Here is a 20207-nt window from a genome sequence, read left to right as displayed (position 1 = left end):
CAGCGCCGGGCTCACCTGTGGTCGGGGTTACGGTGCCCCGATGATGCGGTCGAGCGGTCCCGGCGTGTACGGGCTGTTCGCCGTCAGGTACGCGGAGAACGCGTCGATGTCGAGCCCGCCGTAGTACACGTTCCCCGCCTGGAGGAACGTCGGGAAGCCATCCCCGCCGCCGGCGAGGAAGTTGTTCGTCACGACGCGGTAGGTCGCCGTGTCGACGAGCGGCTGCCCGTTGAGCGTGACGGCCCCGAGCGTGGTGCCCGAGTAGGTGTACGAGAAGCCGTCGCTCACCTGAAGGATCTTCCTGTTGGAGCCCGTGTTCGGGGCGGTCCACTGCTCGTTCAGGATCTGCTTGATCTGCGCGCCGGTGAGGTCGAGCGAGACCAGGTAGTTGTTGAACGGCTGGACCGTGAACGCCTCCGCGAAGGTGATCGAGCCATCCGGCTCGCCGTACGGCGAGGCGGGGGATGCGAACGGCAGATCCGCGCGGATCCCGCCCGGGTTCATCAACGCGATGACGGGGGCGGAGTAAGGTCCGACGACGCTCGGATCGGCCAGCTGCGCGTCGGCGATCAGATCACCCAGCGGAGACTCGCCGGCGACGTTGGCGGTCCTCGTCACCGTCGTCGAGATCTGGCCGACCACCTTGCTCGCGATCGGTGCCACGAGCTGCTGGTACTTGGCGATCAGCGCCGTCTCCGTCGGATCCTTCGGTACGTTGCGGGTGACCAGCATGTTCGCGCTCGTGATCGAGGTGCGCACGATGTCCTGGGTCCGCTTGTCGTACGTCAGGTTCGTCTCGGTGTACAGGCGGCCGAACGACGAGGCAGACGTGACCAGACGGTCGTTGCCCGCGGGGTCCTTGATGTTGCACACGTACGGCTGGTGCGTGTGTCCCGAGACGATCAGGTCGATCGCGGGGTCGAGGTTCTGCGCGATCGGGATGATCGGGCTGTCGGCCGCGATCTCGGCGCCGTTGCCGCAGGCCGCGTTGTACGCGGCGCTCGACGGCGGCGTCCCGCCCTGGTGGATGAGCACCACGATCGCGTTCACGCCCTTCGCCTTGAGCACGGGGACGAGCGCGTTCGCCGTCTCGACCTCGTCCTTGAAGTCGAGGCCCGCGATGCCGGAGGCGGTCACGATGTCGGGTGTGTCCTCGAGCGTCATGCCGATGAAGCCGATCTTGGCGCCCTTGATGTTCTCGATCGAGTAGGCGGGGAGGATCGTGTCGTTCGTGCCTTCGTACACGACGTTCGCGGCGAGGTAGTCGAAGTCCGCACCCGCGAAGCTGCCCGCCGGGCACGAGTTCTGGTTGTTCGCACCGTCGCCGTCGTCGAGGCATCCGCCGTCCGCCATGCGCTGCAGCTCGACGTAGCCCTCGTCGAACTCGTGGTTGCCGACGGCCGAGACGTCGAGGTGCAGCGCATTCAGCGCCTCGATCGACGGCTCGTCGTGGAAGGCACCGGACAGCAGCGGAGACGCGCCGATCAGGTCGCCCGCAGCGACGGTGAGCGAGTACCGGTGGCCCTCTCGCGCCTGCGCGAGGTGGGTCGCGAGGTATTCGACACCGCCGACTCCGGGAGGAGTGAGACTGTCCGTCGTGCCACCTCCCGGAAGGTTGAGCCGGCCGCTGGAACCGGTGGGCGGCTCGAGATTGCCGTGGAAATCGTTGAACGACAGCAGCTGGATGTCGAGCGTCGGGCCGTTCGGCGTGTTTCCGCCGTTGTTGGGCCCCGTCGGCGGTGCCGCTGACGCGGCCCCCGATCCGATCAGGGCGAGCGCGACCGCGGTGGCGGTGATGACCGCGCCTCCCGCAAGCCGGGCCGTCGATGTCTTGCGCATGTGCACAGAACCCTCCCGTTTTCTGGCGGGCGGCTCTGCCCGCCGAGATGCACGCGTCCTCGTGGGCGCGATCACGAGAAACCTAATACAGGCCCTGCGGAAGCGACAGGGGCGATCGGCGAACTTCATGAAACCGGAACGATGAGGCGAAGACGAGTGCTACTACTTCTGCAGTAGCAGGTATTGCGCCTAGTGTCGTGGACATGGCATCCACCCGCGATCGCGCGCTCGACGCGGCGCTCGAGCTCGTGGGCGAACAGGGCATCCGGGCGCTGACCCACGCCAGGGTCGACGAGCGCGCCGGCCTGCCGAAGGGGTCGACCTCGAACTGGTTCCGCACCCGCGACGCGCTCGTCGCCGGCGCCGTGGCCCGGCTCGCCGAAACCGAGCGAGCCGAGTTCGCGGCGACCGAAGCGCCTCCGGTCGAGACGCCCGAGCAACTCATCGAGGCGCTCAGCAGCATGATCGCATTTCAGACCGGGCCACGCGCTTCGCGCACGAGAGCCCGCTACGCGCTCTTCCTCGAGGGTGCCGGCGACCCCGACCTGCTGGAGCCGCTTCTCGCTCAGCGCCGGATCTTCGTCGAGTGGACCACCGCACTTCTGGCCCGCATCGGGGCTCGTTCGCCCGATGAAGCGGTCCGCGCGCTCATGGCCGCAGGCGATGGGCTGGTGCTCCATCGTGTGACCGTGGACCCGGCTGCCGAGATCCGGCCCGTCATCGAACGCGCGGTCCGCGCGGCACTGGACTGATCGCCGGCACCGGCGTTCAGCGCCCCGTGAGGAACGACTCGATGCGGTCGAACCCGCCCGGCCACACGACGGCTTCGAAGAAGTCGCGCACTTCGACACTCGGGAAGCCGGTCTGCTCGACCGTCATGAGCGTGCCCCACACCGTCGGCTCGAGCGTGATGTCGACCCGCGAGTGCAGTGTCGGCATCGACTGCCCGCCTCTCGCTGACGCGGAGACCAGATCGGTGACGAGGCGATGCGGACGATCGATCACGAGGTACGTCTGCACGTCGTGAACCTCGGTCAGGTGATCCGGACGGAAGCGGGCCTCCCAGGCACCCCCGACGCGCAGGTCGACGGTCGTTTCGACGGCGCCGGCACCCGGCGGCGACAGCCAGACCTTCTGCTTCTCGGGATTCACGAGCGCGTCGAAGACGGCCTCTTCCGTGGCGTGCAGTTCACGTCGCAGCTGAAAACGCAGCTCTTCGCGCGATTCGGTGAGGCTCATGATGACTCTCCTCTCCTCTGGAGCGAGCGTCATACTACGCTTATAGTGAACCGAGCACTAGGTATGTAGTAAAGCGGGAGACTCACGCGTGCGAGTACCGCAGGAAGACGAAGCCCTCGTCGTCGGTCACGACGCTCTCGAGGGCGAATCGCCGGTCGGCCTCGGCGGCGGCCTGCACGATGCGCCCCGCCTGTCCGCCGACGAACCGCGGCGCGAGCGTGACGCACACCTCATCGACGAGGTCTGCCTCCAGCAGCGCTCCGAAGAGGTGCGGGCCGCCCTCGCAGAGCACCTGCGTCCAGCCGCGACGCGCGAACGCGTCCAGCATCGCGGCGAGATCGACGTCGGCCTCCCCGCACGCCATCACCGATGCCACCGACTCGAAGAGCCCGCCGTCTGCGGCGGCCGCGGCATCCGTCGTCACGATCACCGGGCGCCGCACCGCCTCGGCGAAGACCGTGTCGGCCGGATCCAGATGCAGGCCGCCGCTCACCACGGCGAGCGCGGGCTGGTCGTCGAGCCCGCGGGCGCGGCGCCACTCGACGTCCTCCCGATCGACCTTCAGCCCGCCGTAGCCTTCGGCACGCACGGTGCCGGCACCGACCAGCACGACGTCGGCCATCGCGCGCAGCACCTGCATGAGCTCGCGGTCGGTGTCGCCGCCGAGCGCGCCGCTGCGTCCATCGAGGGTGACCGCCCCGTCGGCACTCGAGACGAAGTTCATGCGCACACGCGTGCCGTCGCGGCCTCGGAGCGCATAGGCGTCGAAGAGCGCGGAGCGCGTGGGCATCAGTCGTTCCCCTCGGGGCGGGTGTTGTGCAGCTCGTAGGCGGGCCGGCGCCAGCCGAGGATCGCCTCCACCATGCGCATCGCATCGACGGTCTCGCGCACGTTGTGGGCACGCACGATGCGCGCGCCGTTCAGCGCGCAGAACACGGCCGCGGCCAGGGACCCGGGAAGGCGGTCGCCCTTCTCGCGGTCGAGCGCTTCGCCGACGAAGTCCTTGTTCGAGAGCGCCACCAGGAGTGGCGCGCCGAGCCCGGCGAGCTCGCCCAGGCGGCGGGTGAGCTCCAGCGTCTGCCGCGTGTTCTTGTTGAGGTCGTGGCCGGGATCGAGCACGATGCGCGAGTCGGGAACGCCGTGCGCCCGCGCCAGCTCGCGGCGCGCGACGAGGAACTCGGCGATGTCGCCGATCACGTCGTCGTAGTGCGGGAGCGGATGCTGCGTGCGCGGTGCCGCGAGACTGTGTGCGATCACCACCCCGGCGCCGCCTCGTGCGACCACCTCGGCCATCGCCGGATCATGCAGGCCGGTCGTGTCGTTGATGATCGCGGCGCCGGCGTCGATCGCCGCCCGCGCGACCTCGGGGTGGAACGTGTCGACGCTGACGCGCGCGACCGGCGCCAGCTCGCGCACGACGGGCACGACGCGCGCGATCTCCTCGTCGACCGGGACCGGTGGACCAGGCGCGAACTTCACGCCTCCCACGTCCACGATCTCGGCGCCGGCCTCCACGGCGGCGAAGCCTGCCGACACCGCGGCATCGAGCGCGAACGTCGCCCCGCGGTCGTAGAAGGAGTCCGGCGTGCGGTTCACGATCGCCATCACCGCGATGTGCCGCGACAGGTCGAGCGCCCCGCCGGGCAGGTCGAGCACCGGAGCGAGCAGGGCCGAGGCGGTGTCGGGGGCGAGCGTCACGGGATCAGGTCCTCCAGCGGCACCTCGGGGTCACGCAGTCGGTCGGGGTCGATCCGCGCACCGGAGCGGATGAGGTCCTGCACCTTGTCGTTCACGTCCCACACGTTGACGTTCATGCCCGCGACGATACGGCCGTCATCCGTCCAGAAGCCGATGAACTCGCGCGCGTCGAGATCGCCGCGCACCACGATCTCGGCATCCGTCATCAGAGGCGCGTACCCCGACAGCTCCATGCCGAGGTCGTACTGGTCCGTGTAGAAGTACGGGATGTCGTCGAAGGATGCCGGCTTCCCGAGCATCGACCGCGCCACGACCTTGCCGGCGTTCAGCGCATTCGCCCAGTGCTCGCTGCGCAGATGCCGCTGCAGCACCGGGTGGAAGGCGTTGGCGATGTCTCCGGCGGCGTACACGTCGGCCGCGCTCGTGCGCAGCGCCTCGTCGGTCAGGACCCCGTTCAGGATGTCGAGCCCCGCCTCCTCGGCGAGCGCCGTGTTCGGGGACGCCCCGACTCCGACGAGCACGAGGTCGGCGGGAAGCGTCTCGCCGTCGACGACGACACCCTCCGCGCGCCCGTCGCCGACGATGCGATCCACGCCGACCGACGTGCGCAGGTCGACACCGTGCTCGAGATGGAGCGCGCGGAAGACCTCCCCCATCTCGGCGCCGAGCGCCATCGCGAGCGGCACCGCGTCGCGCTCGAGGATCGCGACCTCGTTGCCGAAGCCGCGGGCCGTCGCGGCGACCTCCATGCCGATCCAGCCCGCGCCGATCACCACGAGCCGTTTGCCGCCTTCTCGGAGCTGCGCCCTGAGCTCGTCGGAGTCGTCCAGACGCCGCAGCGTCGTGACTCCGGGCAGGTCGTGTCCTGGCAGCGGGATCATCCGCGGTGTGGCGCCCGTCGCGAGCAGCACGGCGTCATACGTCAGCCTCTCGCCGTCCTCGAGCTCCACCGCGTGCGCGGCGGGCTCGAGCGAGGTGACGGCGACGCCGGTGATCAGTCGGATCCCGCGCTCCTCGTACCACTCGGCGGGATGCAGGATGACGGCATCCAGTCCCTCGCCCCCCGCGAGATACCCCTTCGAGAGCGGGGGGCGCTGGTACGGCGGATGCGCCTCGGCGGCGACGACGGTGATGTCGCCGTCGAACCCTTCGTCTCGCAGTGCCTCGGCAGCCGTTCCGCCGGCGAGGCCTCCCCCGATGATCAGCATGTGGCTCATGACGACTCCTCTCGCCTGTGTCGGCGCGTCAGACGGGGCGCGCTCCGATGAATCGTGCCTGCAGGGCCGGGTCGGTGGCGAGCGCGCCGCGGAAAACCGTGGTCATGGTGAGGGCGGTCTCGGTGCGGACCCCTCGCGCCGACATGCACAGGTGCTCCGCCTCCACGACGACGCCGACCCCGCGGGGCTCCAGCGCGGTCTCGAGCGTGCGCGCGATCTGCACCGTCAGCGCCTCCTGCACCTGAAGCCCGCGTGCGTGGTGAGCGACGACGCGCGCGAGCTTCGAGAGCCCCACCAGGCGATCGCCGGGCACATAGCCCACGGTGGCTGTGCCGCGGAACGGCAGCAGATGATGCCGGCAGAGCGACACGAACGGGATGCCGCGCACGACGACCGGCTCGTCGTACGCGTCGCCGTTCGCGAAGGTCATCTCGAACGGCTCGGGCGTGATCATCTCGATGAACGCGTCGGCGACGCGCCGCGGCGTCTCGGCCAGGTCGCCCTCGTCCGGATCGAAGCCGAGCGCCGCGAGAAGATCGCCGACGGCGACCATCGCCGCGTCACGATCGATCGGAGCCTCGTCGGGCAGGGCGTGCAGCGCCGTCGCGTGCGCCGGGGTCGACATCATCCCCACTCCTTCGTGTTGAGCACGATCGGCTCGTCTGACCCCGACGCTAGAACTCTCGGATTCTTTTGTCAAGATTCCTGGTTTTAGAGGTAGACTCACGCCGTGAGCATCCTCACCCCCAACCGCGCCGAGGCGGTCGCCGCACTCGCCGACCCGCACCGCCGCGAGCTGTACCGCCTCGCGACCGAGCGTCCGATCGGCCGCGACGAGGCTGCGGCCGCGCTCGGGATGCCGCGGAGCACGGCGGCGGTGAACCTCGATCGACTGGCGGAGGCCGGCCTCCTGACGGTCTCGTACGAGAGGCGGTCAGGTCGCACGGGCCCGGGCGCGGGGCGCCCGGCGAAGCTCTACCGTGCCGCCGACGCCGAGCTCGCCGCCAGCATCCCGGAACGCCACTACGAGCTCGCCGGGGAGCTGCTCGCCGCCGCCGCGGCGGAGGCCGACGAACGAGGGGTGCCGGTGCGCGATGCGCTCGACGCCGGGGCATTCGCCGCCGGCGCTGCGATCGGCGCCGGATGCGCCGACCTCGAGGCGGCGCTCACCCTGTGCGGCTACGCGCCGCGCGCGAAGGACACGCTCGCTGCGGACGTCGCGGAGGACGCAGCATCCACCGATCTGGTGCTCGAGAACTGTCCCTTCCACGCCCTCGCGACCCGGCACACCGCCCTCATCTGCGGTGCGAACCTCGAGCTCGTCCGGGGCCTCGCGACCGCCACCGGCGATGACCGGACGCCTGTCCTGGCGCCCGCGGCGGGCCGCTGCTGCGTCGAGATCCGGCAGGACGCCGACTGACGGATTCTCGGCCGCGTCGCCGGATATCCAGACGCCGCATCGGTTCCGCCGACATAATGAGGGCATGACCGCACCGCGCATCCTCGTCGTGGACGACGAACCGAACATCCGCGACCTGCTGATCACGAGCCTGCGATTCGCCGGGTTCCAGGTACGTGCCGTGTCCAACGGCGCCCAGACGATCTCGGCGGTGCTCGAAGAAGAGCCGGATCTCATCATCCTCGACGTGATGCTGCCCGACATGAACGGGTTCAGCGTCACCAAGCGCCTCCGCGGCGCCGGCTACACCGCGCCGATCCTCTTCCTGACCGCCAAGGACGAGACCGAAGACAAGATCACCGGCCTCAACGCCGGCGGCGACGACTACGTCACCAAGCCCTTCAGCCTCGACGAGATCGTGGCCCGCATCCAGGCGATCCTGCGCCGCACGATGCAGGCCGACGAAGAGTCCGTGATCCGCGCCGGCGAGATCACGATGGACCAGGACACCCACGATGTGCAGGTGGGCGACGCTTCGATCGATCTCAGCCCCACCGAGTTCAAGCTGCTGCGCTACCTCATGCTCAACCCCAACCGCGTGCTGTCGAAGGCGCAGATCCTCGACCACGTGTGGGAGTACGACTTCAACGGCGACGCCGGCATCGTCGAGAGCTACATCTCTTACCTGCGCCGCAAGATCGACCCGCACTCGTCCGAGCCGCTCATCCAGACCAAGCGCGGCTTCGGCTACATGCTGAAGGCCGGCAAGACCGCTTAGCCTGGAAGCGCCGCCCGGCGCGGCAGCGAGCGAGGGGGACGATCTGGCGCACAAGCCCGACGCGATCACCCGGTGGTGGCGCGGCACGAGTCTGCGCGCGAAGGTCACCGGGGTCACGGTCGCGCTCCTCGGGATCGGACTCATCGCCGCCGGCGTCGGCACCGCGCTGTTCCTCCGCAACTCGCTGATCGACGGCGTCGAGACGCAGCTCATCGCCCTCGCGCGCACCGAAGCGGGCGCTCCCCTGCTCGAGTTCTCCTCCGTCGACGGACTCCTCGACGTCGAAGAGAAGGAGGGCACCGCCGACGTCGACTACTTCGTCGCCGTCTACGAGCCGAAGACGCCGGAGGACAACCTCCTCGCACTGGTCGGCGGACGCGGCGGCCCCTCTCCTGCGGTGCCGCTCACGCTGACGCCCGAGCAGGCGGTCACCAAGGAGCTGCAGATCACGCAGCTCATGTCGGACGACGGCGAAGCTGAGTTCCTCGCCACCGTCTCGACCCAGCCGTCCGAAGACACCGGCATCCTCTACCCGCAGCTCGTCGCCCTTCCGCTCGCGAGCGTCAACCGCACGATCGCGCAGTACATCGGCATCTACTCGATCCTCGCGCTCGTGGTCCTCATCGCCGGCGCCGTGGCGACGCGCTTCCTCGTCACCCTCACCTTCCGCAGCCTCGGCCAGGTCGAGTCGACCGCCGACGCCATCGCGGGCGGTGACTTCAGCCTCCGCATGACCGACATCGAGCCGACGACGACCGAGGTCGGCCGTCTCAAGACCGCGATCAACGCGATGCTCGATCGCGTCGACGCGGCGCTCTCGCAGCGCGACTCGACGGTGCGGCAGATGCGGCGGTTCGTCGGCGATGCGAGCCACGAGCTGCGCACCCCGCTGGTCACGGTGCGCGGCTACGCCGAGCTGTACCGGATGGGTGCGATCCGCGGGGACGAAGACGTCGCGCAGTCGATGGAGCGCATCGAGAAGGAGGCGATCCGCATGGGCGTCCTCGTCGAGGACCTGCTCGCGCTCGCCCGGCTCGACGAGCGCCGCGACGTCGTGATCGGCCCGGTCGACCTGCGCCCCATCGCCCGGGACGCCGCCCTCGACGTGCGCGCCGCCTCGCCGATGCGCCCGGTCACCGTCATCGACACCACGATCGGCGAGCCCGCGCTGCCGCCCGAGGACGAGGCATCCGTCCCGCCCGAGACCAAGCGGCGCGCCGGCGGGCCGTCCGCCATCTCGCGCGCCGGTGCGACGCTGTCGCTGCTGCGCCGCCGCCCGAAGCCGGTGCCCGCGGCAGGCGCCGCCGCGAGCGCGGCGCTGCCGACGATCCTTCCCGACGCCGAGCCGGAGCCGTCCGTCGACGGACTCCTGCCGGTGGTGCTCGGCGACGAGAATCGCATCCGTCAGGTCGTGACGAACCTGCTGGGGAACGCCCGGCGGTACTCGTCGGACGAGTCCCCCGTCGAGCTGCGCATCGGCGTCGACGTGCGCGACCGCATGGGGTGGATCGAGGTGATCGACCACGGCGAGGGCGTGCCCGACCAGATCAAGGACAAGATCTTCCAGCGCTTCTGGCGTGCCGACACGTCGCGCACGCGGGAGACGGGCGGGTCCGGTCTGGGCCTGTCGATCGTCGCGTCGATCGTCGAGGCGCTGCACGGTTCGGTCGGGGTCGTCGACACGCCGGGCGGCGGTGCGACGTTCCGTGTGGCGTTCCCGCTCGCCGACGCGCGCGACGCTGCCGAGCACGTCGACCTCGCGACCCAGCCGATGGCGAGGCTCACCGACGTCTCCGAGTGAGCGTCTCCTCCCCAGCCGCCGCCCGCGACGCATCGTGCACAGCTGACGACGGATGCCTCGGCCCCGCCTCGTCGGACGCCTAGCGTGGCCTCACCGCGGTTCGGCATCCGGCCGCCGCACGTTGATCAGGAGCCCCGAATGGCCGTCTTCACCGTCGACAGCGACAGCATCCTCACCTCGACCGCCACGGTGCGCGGCACGATCGACCGGCTGCAGGCGGAGTCTAACGCGATGCTCGCGCAGCTCACGCAGCTGCAGTCCTCGTGGACCGGATCGGCCTCGGCCGCCTTCGCCGGAGTGGTCGAGCAGTGGCGCGCGACGCAGCGTCAGGTAGAGGAGTCGCTGACCACCATCAACGCCGCACTCGCAGCGGCCGGCCGCCAGTACGCCGACACCGAGCTCGCCACCACGAGCCTGTTCCGCTGACCCCCACCGGAACGCAGAACGGCCCCTCCGCGCGGAGGGGCCGTTCTGTGAACGCGTTACGCGGTCGTGGAGTTCTGGATCAGAAGTCCATGCCACCGGTCGGGTCGCCGACGGGAGCGGAGGCCTTCTCGGGCTTGTCGGCGACGACGGCCTCGGTCGTGAGGAAGAGGCCGGCGATCGACGCGGCGTTCTGCAGCGCCGACCGAGTCACCTTGGCGGGGTCGATGATGCCCTGTGCGAACAGGTCACCGTACTCGCCCGTCGCGGCGTTGAGGCCGTGGCCGAGCGGGAGCTCCGACACCTTGTTCGCCACGACACCGGGCTCGAGACCCGCGTTGAGGGCGATCTGCTTGAGCGGAGCCTCGATCGCGACACGCACGATGTTGGCACCGGTCGCCTCGTCACCGGTGAGCTCGAGCGAGTCGAGAGCCTTGCGGCCCGACTGGATGAGCGCGACGCCACCACCGGCGACGATGCCCTCCTCGACGGCAGCCTTCGCGTTGCGGACGGCGTCCTCGATGCGGTGCTTGCGCTCCTTGAGCTCGACCTCGGTGGCCGCGCCCGCCTTGATGACGGCGACGCCGCCGGCGAGCTTGGCGAGGCGCTCCTGCAGCTTCTCGCGGTCGTAGTCGCTGTCGGTGTTGTCGATCTCGCGGCGGATCTGGGTCACGCGACCCTCGATCTGGCCCGCCTCGCCGGCACCCTCGACGATCGTGGTCTCGTCCTTGGTGACGATGACCTTGCGCGCACGGCCGAGCAGGTCGAGGGTGGCGTTCTCGAGCTTGAGACCGACCTCCTCGGTGATGACCTGGCCGCCGGTGAGGATCGCGATGTCCTGCAGCTGCGCCTTGCGACGGTCGCCGAAGCCGGGGGCCTTGACGGCGACCGACTTGAAGATGCCGCGGATCTTGTTGAGCACGAGGGTCGCGAGAGCCTCACCCTCGACGTCCTCGGCGATGATGACGAGCTCCTTGCCGTCCTGGATCACCTTGTCGACGACGGGCAGAAGGTCCTTGATGTTCGAGATCTTCTGGTTCGCGATGAGGATGTACGGGTCCTCGAAGACCGCCTCCTGGCGCTCCGGGTCCGTGACGAAGTAGGGGTTGATGTAACCCTTGTCGAAGCGCATGCCCTCGGTGAGCTCGAGCTCGGTGCCGAAGGTCTGCGACTCCTCGACGGTGACGACGCCTTCCTTGCCGACCTTGTCGATCGCCTCGGCGATGAGCTGGCCGATCTCCGGGTCAGCGGCCGAGATGGACGCGGTCGCGGCGATCTGGTCCTTGGACTCGACCTCCTTGGCCGACTCGAGCAGCTCGGCGGTGATGGCCGCCACAGCCTTCTCGATGCCCTTCTTGAGCGAGATGGGGTCGGCGCCGGCCGCGACGTTGCGCAGGCCCTCGCGGACGAGCGCCTGGGCGAGAACCGTGGCGGTCGTGGTGCCGTCACCGGCGACGTCGTCGGTCTTCTTGGCGACCTCCTTGACGAGCTCCGCGCCGATCTTCTCGTACGGGTCGTCCAGCTCGATCTCCTTGGCGATGGAGACACCGTCGTTCGTGATCGTGGGGGCGCCCCACTTCTTCTCGAGTACGACGTTGCGACCGCGCGGGCCGAGCGTCACCTTGACGGCGTCGGCCAGGATGTTGAGGCCGCGCTCGAGGCCGCGACGGGCCTCCTCGTCGAAAGCGATGATCTTTGCCATGTGTGTGTCGTCCCTCCGGAACGTTGGCTTTGGGTATTAGCACTCAATGAAGACGAGTGCTAAATCATTCTGGCACTCGACCCTATCGAGTGCAAGCCGCGGGGACGGATGCTGAAACGAAAGGAGACGGGACGCCTTTCGGCATCCCGTCTCCGGTGTCGGTTCAGCGTCGGGCGCCGAGCCGGGCGTCAGACGACGCGCACGGACTCGGCCTGAGGCCCCTTCTGGCCGGAGCCGACCGTGAACTCCACGGTCTGCCCCTCCTCCAGCACGCGGAAGCCCGACATGTCGATGTTCGAGTAGTGGACGAAGACGTCCTGGCCGTCGGCGACGGTGATGAAGCCGAATCCCTTCTCGGCGTTGAACCATTTGACGGTGCCCTGGGTCATGCGTATCTCCTGTTGCCGGCGGTGCAGGGCTTCATCGTATGCAGGCGAAATCGCGGCATCCGCGCGTTTCGTCACTTGTTGACATGCAGGCACACAAGTGTTTACCGGCGCGAAACACGCGCTCGACGGGTCAGGGCGTAGGGGCCGGGGTCTGCCCCGCAGCGGTGCGGTCGAGACCGATCACGACGGTGAGCTGCGGCACGCCCTCCGTGGTCGCGGGGTACGCCTCGCTCTGCTCGATCTCGGCGCCCCCGATGACGCCGGCGAGGCCCGCGGCCGCCGCTTCGTCAGCCGGGTCGACGTAGAACACGGTGGTCGTCGGGAAGTCCTGCGAGCCCGCCTCGCCCGCGGTCACCTTGTCGTCCGCCCAGCCCGCACCCACGACGACGTCCTTCATCTGCGTCGCGAGGCCCTGCTCGGGCGTCGCGTTCAGGATCATGACGTCATAGTTCACGTCCACGACGGGCGTGACCTCGGGGACCGGCTCGACGGTCGGGGTGGGCGTCGGGACCAGCTCGATGCGTCCGGACGCCAGCAGCGTGCCGAAGATGCCCACGACGATGAGCACGACGGTGGCCAGTGCGGCCCACAGCAGGACGACCCATCCGCGCATGCGCGGGTTCTCGGCCCGGTGGGCGCCGACGCGATCCGTCTCCGGCACATCGTCGAAACGATCCCGGGGGTAGCTGGTGGTCGGCACCCGTCGATGCTATCTGCCGAACCCCGGGCGTCCTGCGCGGGCCCGCCCGCGTGGCGCGGAGCGGCGGCTCAGCGCGCGTCGGCGGCGCGGCCGGCGCGCTCGTGCAGGCGGGCCTCGCGCAGCCGGCGGAGCCGCTTCACGAGCATCGGGTCGTGCTCCTGCGCGTCGGTCGTGTCGATGAGGCGGCCGAGCAGCTGGTAGTACCGCGCCGGCGACAAGCCGAGGTCGGAGCGGATCGCCTCCTCCTTGGCACCCGCGTGCCGGCGCCACTCGGCCTCGAAGTCGAGGATGGCGCGGTCGCGGTCGGTCAGAGGCACGCGTCCACGCTAGCCCGCGGCATCCGTTCCTCCCGCGCGCCACGCGCGCCAGTGCACGAACGAGCCGAGCGGGTCTACCGCGGCGAGCGCTTCGCCGTCCCGGCCGAGCACGAAGCCGCCCCACGACGCGGCATCGACGGGAGGCCGCCACCGGTCGTGCAGCGCGGGAGGGTCGATCGTGATCCAGACCGCGTCGAGGGTGCCGACGGCGTCGAGGAGGCGTTCGCGTCCGGCACGCGGGATGTGCGGCAGGACCCCCGGCGTCGTGACGACGAGCGTCGCACCGGCGGGCGCGAGCGCGGCGGCCGCGCGCAGCACCTCCGGGTCGGAGGCGTCGCCGGCGATCAGATGCGGCGGGTCCGCAGCGGCGATGTCGAGGGCGGCGGCGATCCGCTCCGCCCTTCCGCTCTCCCCCGGCCACACGAGGCTCGTGAGGAACCGCCGGTCGCCCGCGTCGGAGGCGTCGAGCGGCTCGAGGTCGATCCCGGTGCGCCACACGACCTCCGGCAGCCGCAGCGGCGGTGCGCCGGTGATCTCGCACTCCAGCACCACCGCCGAGGTGCCGGCGTCGGGATCGAGCGCGAGGACGCCGTCGCTTCCCCGGTAGCGGTACGAGTAGCGGTCGGGGTACAGGCACAGCCCGCCGCTCGCGCCGACTTCGAGCAGCGCGATCGGCCCGTCGATCGTCGCGAGGGCCGGGAGCAGGGCCGCGCACCGCTGCGGCTCGTTGGTCTGCAGACGGCGGACGGATGCCTCGGCCACGACCTCGTCGCCATGCTCGACGAGCCAGGCGGCCCACGCCGGGAAGGCGCCCTCGGGCGCACCGAGCATGCGGGTCACCGCGAATACGAGCGGCGGCTGCCGCCGCGTGGCGGGGATGCGCGCGAGGATGGCCGCGAGAGCCGGATCGGAGGCGACGCCGTCCGCCCACTCGGCGTACAGGGCCGACCGGCCGGGCGCCTCGTCGCGCGCGAAGCGCGCGTACCGCTCGACGACATCGTCGCCCTCTTCGGCCCTGGTCTCGTCCACGCCCACATCCTCCCCCACCCCGAGGCCGCCCCACCGCACCGGTCGCTGGGGTTGAATGGAGGGTGGCCGTCGTGCGCGGCAGAGGAGGAACCATGACCTACGCCGTCGACAAGAGCGACGCCCAGTGGCGCGAAGACCTGTCCGCCGATCAGTACGCCGTGCTGCGTCAGGCGGGCACCGAGCGGCCCTGGACCGGTGAACTGCTCGACGAGAGCCGTGCCGGCCTCTACACGTGCGCGGCCTGCGGGGCCGAGCTGTTCCAGAGCGGCACGAAGTTCGACTCGCACTGCGGCTGGCCGAGCTTCTACGAGTCGATCCGCCCGGAGGCGGTCGAGCTCATCGAGGACAACAGCCACGGCATGGTGCGCACCGAGGTGCGCTGCGCGAACTGCGGCTCGCACCTGGGCCATGTGTTCCCCGACGGATTCGGCACCCCGACCGGCGACCGCTACTGCATGAACTCGATCTCGCTGCAGTTCACGCCCGGCGAGGGAGGGGCATGATGTCCGGCGCGCTCGACGCCGCGCTCGCACGGAGGTCGTGGTCGAAGGTGACGGATGAGGCGCCCTCGCACGAGGAGCTCCTCGACTTCGTCGCCGCCGCCGGGCGCGTCGCCGACCACAAGTCGTTGCACCCGTGGCGGCTCATCGAGTTGCGCGGCACCGATCGACAGCGTCTGGGCAAGGCGCTCAACAAGGCCGAGGGGCACAAGGGCTCGTCGTCGAAGCCGATGCGCGCGCCGCTGATCATCGCGGTGGTGGCGAGCTACAGCAAGACGCACAAGGTGCCGCGATGGGAGCAGGAGGCCGTCGCCTCCGGCGTCGCGCACGTCTTGAGCCTGGTGCTCGACGAGGCCGGCTGGGGCGTCTTCTGGCGGACCGCCGGCGAGCACACCCGGTCGAAGGTCGTCGCGAAGGCGCACGGCCTCAAGAAGAACGAGGAGCTCCTCGGCTGGCTGTACGTCGGCGGCAAGCCGAAGCGCTCGCGTCCGACCCGCCGCAAGGGCGTCGACGCCACCCGCTTCGTGAGCCGCATGCCGAAGGGCTGACCCGGCGCCGCGGACCGACGCACGCGCGTGTCCGCGGTCAGCAGAATCCGGCGATCCCGTGCCATGCGGGGTGGTTCCCCGGCACGCCGTCGCGGAGAACCGTCGCCTCGATCAGCCCGTACGGGCGGTCGGCGGCATAGAAGACCTCGTTCGGGTTGTCGAGTCCGAACGGCGTCAGGTCCACCGCGAAATGGTGCAGGTTCGGCATCGAGAAGCGGATCTCGTCGATCTCGGTGCGGGCCTCGAGCACCCGCCGGCCCATCTCGTACAGGGTCTGCTGGAGCGCGAGCGAGTGCGTCTCGGCGAACGCCTCGAGCAGCAGCCGGCGCACCTCGGCGAACGACTCGTCGAACCTGACGTCGAGGCGGTTGTAGCGCCACCTCGCGGTGACGGACGTCGCGAGGATGCGGTCGTCGGTCTCGGCGAGCGTCGTGTACCGGTCGCGCACGAAACCGTGGAACTCCGACCCGGCGGACTTCAGCACCGCGAGGTCGCGCAGCCCCGAGATGACGGTCGCCTCGGGTCCGACGAACGTGACCACGGCCGTGCGGATCTCGGTGCCGCCTCGCACGAACGAGTGGTCGTGCCCCTCGCCGTCGACGGGGATGCGGGTCCAGGTGTACTGCTCGGCCTCCCAGCGCCCGCCGGTGACCCAGTCGAACTCCTCCGTGAAGTGGCGTCCGAGCCGCAGCAGGAACTCCTCGGGCGTGCCGACGCCGTCGCGGGCGAAGGCGAACACCGTGTTCTTCTGCGTGTCGGTGGCGACGATCCGTGCGTTGTCCCCCTCGATATGGGCGGCGGTGAAGTCGCCACGCAGCTGCGACGTCACGTCGAGGTCGGTGATCGTGTGCCGCTGAGCGTCCCGGTCGACCCGCACGAGCCGCACCTCGGCCTTGCCGTACTGGTTCGCGCCGAGGACGATCGCGGGCTCGGACATGTCAGTTCCCCCGATAGGTCGAGTACGCGAACGGGCTCAGCAGCAGGGGCACGTGATAGTGCTGCGCGGAGTCGGCGACCGCGAAGTCGATCGACACGACCGGGTAGAACGTGGCGCGCCCCGTCGCGGCGAAGAAGTCGCCGGTCGCGAACGTGAGCCGGTACGTGCCGGCGTCGAGGCACTCGGGTCCGAGATCCGAGATCCGGCCGGCCTCGTCGGTCACGCCGGACGCGATCTCGGCCCCGTCGGCCGCGGTCAGCACGACGCGGACGCCCCGCGCAGGGCCTCCGAGCGCAGCATCCAGCACGTGCGTCGTGATCTGGCTCATGAACCGATGATCCCTTCGAGTCGGAGGACGGCGATCTGCCGCAGCTGCTCCGCCACGACCGGGATCTCCTCCTCCTCAGTGTGGGCCAGCCGCTCGCTCAGCGCAGCGAGGATCTCGTCGGCGCTTCGCCCGGCCGCCCGGATGAGGAAGACCCGCGAGAACTTCTCCTCGTAGGCGCGGTTGCCGGCGGCGAGCGCTGCGGCGACGTCGGCGGTCGGCTCCCCGATCCCCGCCTGCTCGGATCGCGAGAGGGATGCCTCGGCCCCGCCTCCGCTCGCGCGCTCGCCGATGCGGGGGTGGTGGGCGAGGGCGCCATCGATCTCGGCCGGCGTCCACCGCGGGGCGCTCGTGCGGGCCGCCGCGAGGAGCTCCGCCGTCGTCGCATAGGGGCGCGCTTCGACGACGGCATCGACCCACCGGTCGAGGTCGACGCACGGGCGCACCACGGCTCGCGCGGCTTCGGCGTCGAGGCGGTTGAACGCGTCCAGCTCCATCGCTGCGGCGTGCCTGGGTGGGCTCAGGCGGCGAGCTGGGCGCGGAGGCGGTCCACGTGGCCGTTGGGATCGACCCGGTACTCGGCGGACTGCACCGTGCCCTCGGCATCCAGCACGAAAGTCGAGCGGATGAGGCCCACGCGCTCCTCACCGTTCACGACCTTGGCCCCCCACGCGCCCCACGCCTCGGCGACGGCGTGGTCCTCGTCGGAGAGGAGCGGGAACTGCAGCTGCTCCGCCTCGGCCCACTCCGCGAGCCGCTCGACCGAGTCGGGCGAGACCCCGACGACGGCGACGCCCGCCGCCTGCAGCGAGGCGAGGTTGTCGCGGAAGTCGCACGCCTCGGTCGTGCAACCGGGCGTGAACGCGGCCGGGTAGAAGTAGACGACGACGCGGCGGCCGGCGAAGTCCTCCGGTCGCACCACCGTGCCGGTCGAGTCGGGCAGCGCGAACCCGGGGTTCGCGTCGCCTTCGTTCAGGCGGATGTCGGCCATGTCGTCGGTCCCTTCGATGGTTCGTCGCTCGGCGTCGCCGGTCACGAGGTCGGGTGCACCCCGAACGCGAGAGCCAGCTTCTCGATCTTCTGCGCCCGGCCGAGCCGGGGCAAGTCGCTGCCGTCGCGGATCACACGACCGCGGCCCTCGAAGTCGGCGAGGAAGTCCAGTGCCCACAGCACCTCGCTCGGCGTGGGGCAGATGACCTCGTTGATGACGGGAGCCTGCTCGGCGGCGAGGCAGAGCTTGCCGGTCATGCCCATCGACACCGTGATCGCGGAGTGCTCGCGCAGCGTCGGCATGCTGTTTCCCACCGTGGGGCCGTCGATCGGCCCGGGCAGGTTGCCCACGCGACTGGCGACGACCAGGCGCGCCCGCGGGTAGGCCATCGCCTCGGCGTCCGCGCTCATGCCGGTGTCGCGGCGGAAGTCGCCGCTGCCGAACGCGAGGCGGAAGGCACCACGGGCGCGCGCGATGTGCGCGGCGTCCTCCATGCCCAGCGCCGACTCGACGAGCGCCACGACAGGCACCGTGCCGCCGAGGCGGTCGAACGAGCTCGTCACCTGGTCCGCCGACTCGGTCTTGGCGAGCATGATGCCCAGGAGGCCGGGGAGGCCCGCAAGGGTCGCGAGGTCGTCTGCCCAGAACGGGCTCAGCGCGTCGTTGACGCGCACCCACGCGCGACCGCCGCCACGCAACCAGTCGGCGACGTCCTGCCGGGCCTGCGGCTTGTTGCTCGGGTCGACGGCGTCCTCGATGTCGAGCACGACCGCGTCGGCTCGCGACGCCGCCATGTCGTCGAACGACTCGGGGCGGGTCCCCGGGACGAGCAGCCACGACCGCGCGATCGCCGGGTCCACGGCGCGGTGCCGCGCCGAACGCGTGGTGATCAGCGACCGCAGGTCGTCCTCCGCCTCGAGGACTTCTGCACCGCTGCCGTAGGGATCTGCCGACATCTCACTCTTCTTCCGTATCGTCACGTCTCACCCGGCCGGAGGGGGCCGGTGTCGGCGCTCACGCCGCGTCGCGACGCAGCAGGCGACCGCGGGGCTCGGCGAAGTCGACCCGCTCGCCCCGCAGGAAGGTCTCGCGTACGACGCCCGACAGGGCGAGGCCGTCGTACGGCGAGACGGGGTTCTTGTGGTGCAGACGGGCGACGTCGACGACGAACCCGTCGTCGGGTGCGAACACCGACAGGTCGGCGTCGAAGCCGAGCGCGATCCTGCCCTTTCGGGCGAGGCCCGCCAGGGCCGCCGGACGCGCCGACATCCATTCCACCACCTTCTCCAGGGAGATGCCTCTTCGTCGCGCCTCGGACCACACCACCGGCAGCCCGAGCTGCAGCGACGCGACGCCGCCCCACGCGACGGCGAAGTCGCCGTCGCCGGGGTCCTTCATCTCGAGCGTGGCGGGCGAATGGTCGCTGACGATGCTGTCGATCGTCCCGTCGACCAGTCCCTCCCAGAGCCGGTCGCGGTTGGCCGCCTCGCGGATCGGCGGACAGCACTTGAAGGCGGTCGCCCCGTCCCTCACGCCCTCCGCTGTCAACGTCAGATAGTGAGGGCAGGTCTCGACGCTGAGGCGCAGGCCCTCGCGCTTGGCGGCCGCGATGAGCGGGAGCGCGTCGGACGAAGACAAGTGCAGGATGTGCGCGCGGGCTCCGGTGCGGCGGGCGCGGTCGATGACCTCGGCGATCGCGACGTCCTCGGCCGCGTGCGGGCGCGACGCGAGGAATCGGTCGTAGCGGACCCCGTTCGGGTGCGGGGCGTGCTCGATCGTCGCCGCGTCCTCCGCGTGCACGATGAGCAGGCCGCCGAACCCGGCGAGCTCGGCCATGTCGCGCTCCATCTCCGCAGCGTCGAGCGGAGGGAACTCGTCCACGCCCGAGGGCAGCAGGAAGCACTTGAACCCGAACACCCCGGCCTCATGCAACGGGCGCAGCTCCCGCGTGTTGCCGGGGATCGCCCCACCCCAGAACCCGACGTCCACGAACACCTGGTCGCGCGCGGTGAGGCGCTTGACCTCCAGGGCCTCCACGGAGACGGTGGGCGGAATGCTGTTGAGGGGCATGTCGACGATCGTGGTGACGCCGCCGGCCGCCGCGGCCTTCGTGGCCGAGGCGAAACCCTCCCACTCGGTGCGCCCCGGCTCGTCGACGTGCACGTGCGTGTCGACGAGGCCGGGCAGCAGCGCCTCGTCGTCCTGCAGCTCGACCTCGTCGTGTCCGCGCAATCCCGTGCCGAACGGCTCGATCGCGACGATGACTCCGTCCGCGACCGCGACCTCGCACGACTCGCATCCGCCGTCTGTGAGCACGCGCCGGCCGCGCACGACCAGGTCGTGCCGCAGCATCCGTTCGCTCATGGCATCCCCGC

Annotated in this window: 24 protein-coding genes; 7 read left to right on the top strand and 17 right to left on the bottom strand. The window is 70.5% G+C overall.

Translation table 11 applies throughout. The annotated features are described in order from the left end of the window. Positions 1-27: 27 nt before the first annotated feature. Positions 28-1839: a bifunctional metallophosphatase/5'-nucleotidase gene (locus tag ACFC1K_RS17090; protein WP_375872516.1), complete on the bottom strand. Its 1812-nt coding sequence runs from the start codon at positions 1837-1839 to the stop codon at positions 28-30. Positions 1840-2042: 203 nt separating this feature from the next. Between ACFC1K_RS17090 and ACFC1K_RS17085 the strand changes: the two genes are divergently transcribed. After that, complete coding sequence (locus ACFC1K_RS17085; protein ID WP_375872515.1) at positions 2043-2591, top strand: TetR/AcrR family transcriptional regulator; 549 nt, start codon at positions 2043-2045, stop codon at positions 2589-2591. A gap of 16 nt (positions 2592-2607) precedes the next feature. On the opposite strand, the gene ACFC1K_RS17080 is transcribed toward ACFC1K_RS17085, so the two are convergent. The 5 genes from ACFC1K_RS17080 to folE all read right to left on the bottom strand — a co-directional run bounded on the left by ACFC1K_RS17080 (position 2608) and on the right by folE (position 6621). Continuing rightward, on the bottom strand, positions 2608-3078 hold the full coding sequence (locus ACFC1K_RS17080) for an SRPBCC domain-containing protein (protein ID WP_310292595.1): 471 nt from the start codon (positions 3076-3078) through the stop codon (positions 2608-2610). 82 nt (positions 3079-3160) lie between these two features. Beyond that, the gene (locus ACFC1K_RS17075; RefSeq protein WP_375872514.1) at positions 3161-3868 is read right to left on the bottom strand and encodes a pyrimidine reductase family protein; all 708 of its coding nucleotides are present in this window, start codon (positions 3866-3868) and stop codon (positions 3161-3163) included. After that, on the bottom strand, positions 3868-4776 hold the full coding sequence (folP, locus tag ACFC1K_RS17070) for a dihydropteroate synthase (protein WP_375872513.1): 909 nt from the start codon (positions 4774-4776) through the stop codon (positions 3868-3870). Before folP ends, ACFC1K_RS17075 begins: the two co-directional genes overlap by 1 nt. Then, entirely contained in the window at positions 4773-5993 is a 1221-nt protein-coding gene (locus ACFC1K_RS17065) for an NAD(P)/FAD-dependent oxidoreductase (RefSeq protein WP_375872512.1), read from the bottom strand. The genes folP and ACFC1K_RS17065 overlap by 4 nt, the downstream gene beginning before the upstream one ends. Before the next feature lie 28 nt (positions 5994-6021). Next, a complete protein-coding gene (folE, locus tag ACFC1K_RS17060) occupies positions 6022-6621 on the bottom strand; it encodes a GTP cyclohydrolase I (RefSeq protein ID WP_375872511.1) in 600 nt (199 codons plus the stop codon). A 102-nt stretch (positions 6622-6723) separates the two neighbouring features. Between folE and ACFC1K_RS17055 the strand changes: the two genes are divergently transcribed. The 4 genes from ACFC1K_RS17055 to ACFC1K_RS17040 all read left to right on the top strand — a co-directional run bounded on the left by ACFC1K_RS17055 (position 6724) and on the right by ACFC1K_RS17040 (position 10397). Beyond that, positions 6724-7413 carry a helix-turn-helix transcriptional regulator gene (locus ACFC1K_RS17055; protein ID WP_375872510.1) on the top strand — a complete coding sequence of 230 codons (690 nt, stop codon included), beginning with the start codon at positions 6724-6726 and terminating at the stop codon, positions 7411-7413. A 64-nt stretch (positions 7414-7477) separates the two neighbouring features. Continuing rightward, complete coding sequence (locus ACFC1K_RS17050; RefSeq protein WP_045298162.1) at positions 7478-8170, top strand: response regulator transcription factor; 693 nt, start codon at positions 7478-7480, stop codon at positions 8168-8170. Between the two features lie 166 nt (positions 8171-8336). Continuing rightward, positions 8337-9971: a sensor histidine kinase gene (locus ACFC1K_RS17045; RefSeq protein WP_375872752.1), complete on the top strand. Its 1635-nt coding sequence runs from the start codon at positions 8337-8339 to the stop codon at positions 9969-9971. A gap of 138 nt (positions 9972-10109) precedes the next feature. Then, entirely contained in the window at positions 10110-10397 is a 288-nt protein-coding gene (locus ACFC1K_RS17040) for a WXG100 family type VII secretion target (RefSeq protein WP_310292584.1), read from the top strand. A gap of 79 nt (positions 10398-10476) precedes the next feature. Here the strand turns inward: ACFC1K_RS17040 and groL are convergent, their stop codons facing one another. The 5 genes from groL to ACFC1K_RS17015 all read right to left on the bottom strand — a co-directional run bounded on the left by groL (position 10477) and on the right by ACFC1K_RS17015 (position 14531). Further along, positions 10477-12096, bottom strand: a complete 1620-nt coding sequence (gene groL, locus ACFC1K_RS17035) for a chaperonin GroEL (RefSeq protein WP_310292583.1) — start codon at positions 12094-12096, stop codon at positions 10477-10479. A 188-nt stretch (positions 12097-12284) separates the two neighbouring features. Next, a complete protein-coding gene (locus tag ACFC1K_RS17030) occupies positions 12285-12485 on the bottom strand; it encodes a cold-shock protein (protein ID WP_045298154.1) in 201 nt (66 codons plus the stop codon). A 130-nt stretch (positions 12486-12615) separates the two neighbouring features. Further along, on the bottom strand, positions 12616-13185 hold the full coding sequence (locus tag ACFC1K_RS17025) for a LytR C-terminal domain-containing protein (protein ID WP_375872509.1): 570 nt from the start codon (positions 13183-13185) through the stop codon (positions 12616-12618). Positions 13186-13253: 68 nt separating this feature from the next. Continuing rightward, positions 13254-13502 (bottom strand): DUF3263 domain-containing protein, encoded by a 249-nt coding sequence (locus ACFC1K_RS17020; protein ID WP_045298149.1) that lies wholly within the window; start codon positions 13500-13502, stop codon positions 13254-13256. 9 nt (positions 13503-13511) lie between these two features. Further along, entirely contained in the window at positions 13512-14531 is a 1020-nt protein-coding gene (locus ACFC1K_RS17015) for a DUF2332 family protein (RefSeq protein ID WP_375872508.1), read from the bottom strand. Between the two features lie 92 nt (positions 14532-14623). On the opposite strand from ACFC1K_RS17015, the gene msrB reads away from it, so the two are divergent. Then, positions 14624-15034 (top strand): peptide-methionine (R)-S-oxide reductase MsrB, encoded by a 411-nt coding sequence (gene msrB / locus ACFC1K_RS17010; protein WP_375872507.1) that lies wholly within the window; start codon positions 14624-14626, stop codon positions 15032-15034. Next, on the top strand, positions 15034-15579 hold the full coding sequence (locus ACFC1K_RS17005; protein WP_375872506.1) for a nitroreductase family protein: 546 nt from the start codon (positions 15034-15036) through the stop codon (positions 15577-15579). Before msrB ends, ACFC1K_RS17005 begins: the two co-directional genes overlap by 1 nt. 37 nt (positions 15580-15616) lie before the next feature. Here ACFC1K_RS17005 and pucL read toward each other — a convergent pair whose 3' ends face one another. Genes pucL through allB form a run of 6 tightly spaced genes read right to left on the bottom strand, consistent with a single transcriptional unit; the run spans position 15617 to position 20196 of the window. After that, a complete protein-coding gene (pucL, locus tag ACFC1K_RS17000; RefSeq protein WP_375872505.1) occupies positions 15617-16516 on the bottom strand; it encodes a factor-independent urate hydroxylase in 900 nt (299 codons plus the stop codon). Between the two features lies 1 nt (position 16517). Further along, the gene (gene uraH / locus ACFC1K_RS16995; RefSeq protein ID WP_375872504.1) at positions 16518-16844 is read right to left on the bottom strand and encodes a hydroxyisourate hydrolase; all 327 of its coding nucleotides are present in this window, start codon (positions 16842-16844) and stop codon (positions 16518-16520) included. Then, a complete protein-coding gene (uraD, locus tag ACFC1K_RS16990; RefSeq protein ID WP_375872503.1) occupies positions 16841-17338 on the bottom strand; it encodes a 2-oxo-4-hydroxy-4-carboxy-5-ureidoimidazoline decarboxylase in 498 nt (165 codons plus the stop codon). Before uraD ends, uraH begins: the two co-directional genes overlap by 4 nt. Before the next feature lie 23 nt (positions 17339-17361). Further along, positions 17362-17832: a thioredoxin-dependent thiol peroxidase gene (bcp, locus tag ACFC1K_RS16985; protein ID WP_375872502.1), complete on the bottom strand. Its 471-nt coding sequence runs from the start codon at positions 17830-17832 to the stop codon at positions 17362-17364. 41 nt (positions 17833-17873) lie between these two features. Further along, positions 17874-18788, bottom strand: a complete 915-nt coding sequence (locus ACFC1K_RS16980) for an HpcH/HpaI aldolase/citrate lyase family protein (protein ID WP_375872501.1) — start codon at positions 18786-18788, stop codon at positions 17874-17876. Between the two features lie 58 nt (positions 18789-18846). Continuing rightward, positions 18847-20196: an allantoinase AllB gene (gene allB / locus ACFC1K_RS16975; RefSeq protein WP_375872500.1), complete on the bottom strand. Its 1350-nt coding sequence runs from the start codon at positions 20194-20196 to the stop codon at positions 18847-18849. Between the last annotated feature and the right edge of the window lie 11 nt (positions 20197-20207).

This window comes from Microbacterium sp. NPDC056057 (genome assembly GCF_042266945.1).
Classification (GTDB): Bacteria; Actinomycetota; Actinomycetes; order Actinomycetales; family Microbacteriaceae; genus Microbacterium; species Microbacterium trichothecenolyticum_C.
Note: the sequence above shows the minus strand (reverse complement) of the source record. Positions and strands in the feature narration are given on the sequence as shown.

Coding starts and splice junctions, on each gene's coding strand:
- ACFC1K_RS17090 (WP_375872516.1), bottom strand. CDS start 1,839: ATGCGCAAGACATCGACGGCCCGGCTTGCGGGAGGCGCGGTCATCACC.
- ACFC1K_RS17085 (WP_375872515.1), top strand. CDS start 2,043: ATGGCATCCACCCGCGATCGCGCGCTCGACGCGGCGCTCGAGCTCGTG.
- ACFC1K_RS17080 (WP_310292595.1), bottom strand. CDS start 3,078: ATGAGCCTCACCGAATCGCGCGAAGAGCTGCGTTTTCAGCTGCGACGT.
- ACFC1K_RS17075 (WP_375872514.1), bottom strand. CDS start 3,868: ATGCCCACGCGCTCCGCGCTCTTCGACGCCTATGCGCTCCGAGGCCGC.
- ACFC1K_RS17065 (WP_375872512.1), bottom strand. CDS start 5,993: ATGAGCCACATGCTGATCATCGGGGGAGGCCTCGCCGGCGGAACGGCT.
- folE (WP_375872511.1), bottom strand. CDS start 6,621: ATGATGTCGACCCCGGCGCACGCGACGGCGCTGCACGCCCTGCCCGAC.
- ACFC1K_RS17050 (WP_045298162.1), top strand. CDS start 7,478: ATGACCGCACCGCGCATCCTCGTCGTGGACGACGAACCGAACATCCGC.
- ACFC1K_RS17040 (WP_310292584.1), top strand. CDS start 10,110: ATGGCCGTCTTCACCGTCGACAGCGACAGCATCCTCACCTCGACCGCC.
- groL (WP_310292583.1), bottom strand. CDS start 12,096: ATGGCAAAGATCATCGCTTTCGACGAGGAGGCCCGTCGCGGCCTCGAG.
- ACFC1K_RS17030 (WP_045298154.1), bottom strand. CDS start 12,485: ATGACCCAGGGCACCGTCAAATGGTTCAACGCCGAGAAGGGATTCGGC.
- msrB (WP_375872507.1), top strand. CDS start 14,624: ATGACCTACGCCGTCGACAAGAGCGACGCCCAGTGGCGCGAAGACCTG.
- ACFC1K_RS17005 (WP_375872506.1), top strand. CDS start 15,034: ATGTCCGGCGCGCTCGACGCCGCGCTCGCACGGAGGTCGTGGTCGAAG.
- pucL (WP_375872505.1), bottom strand. CDS start 16,516: ATGTCCGAGCCCGCGATCGTCCTCGGCGCGAACCAGTACGGCAAGGCC.
- uraH (WP_375872504.1), bottom strand. CDS start 16,844: ATGAGCCAGATCACGACGCACGTGCTGGATGCTGCGCTCGGAGGCCCT.
- uraD (WP_375872503.1), bottom strand. CDS start 17,338: ATGGAGCTGGACGCGTTCAACCGCCTCGACGCCGAAGCCGCGCGAGCC.
- bcp (WP_375872502.1), bottom strand. CDS start 17,832: ATGGCCGACATCCGCCTGAACGAAGGCGACGCGAACCCCGGGTTCGCG.
- ACFC1K_RS16980 (WP_375872501.1), bottom strand. CDS start 18,788: ATGTCGGCAGATCCCTACGGCAGCGGTGCAGAAGTCCTCGAGGCGGAG.
- allB (WP_375872500.1), bottom strand. CDS start 20,196: ATGAGCGAACGGATGCTGCGGCACGACCTGGTCGTGCGCGGCCGGCGC.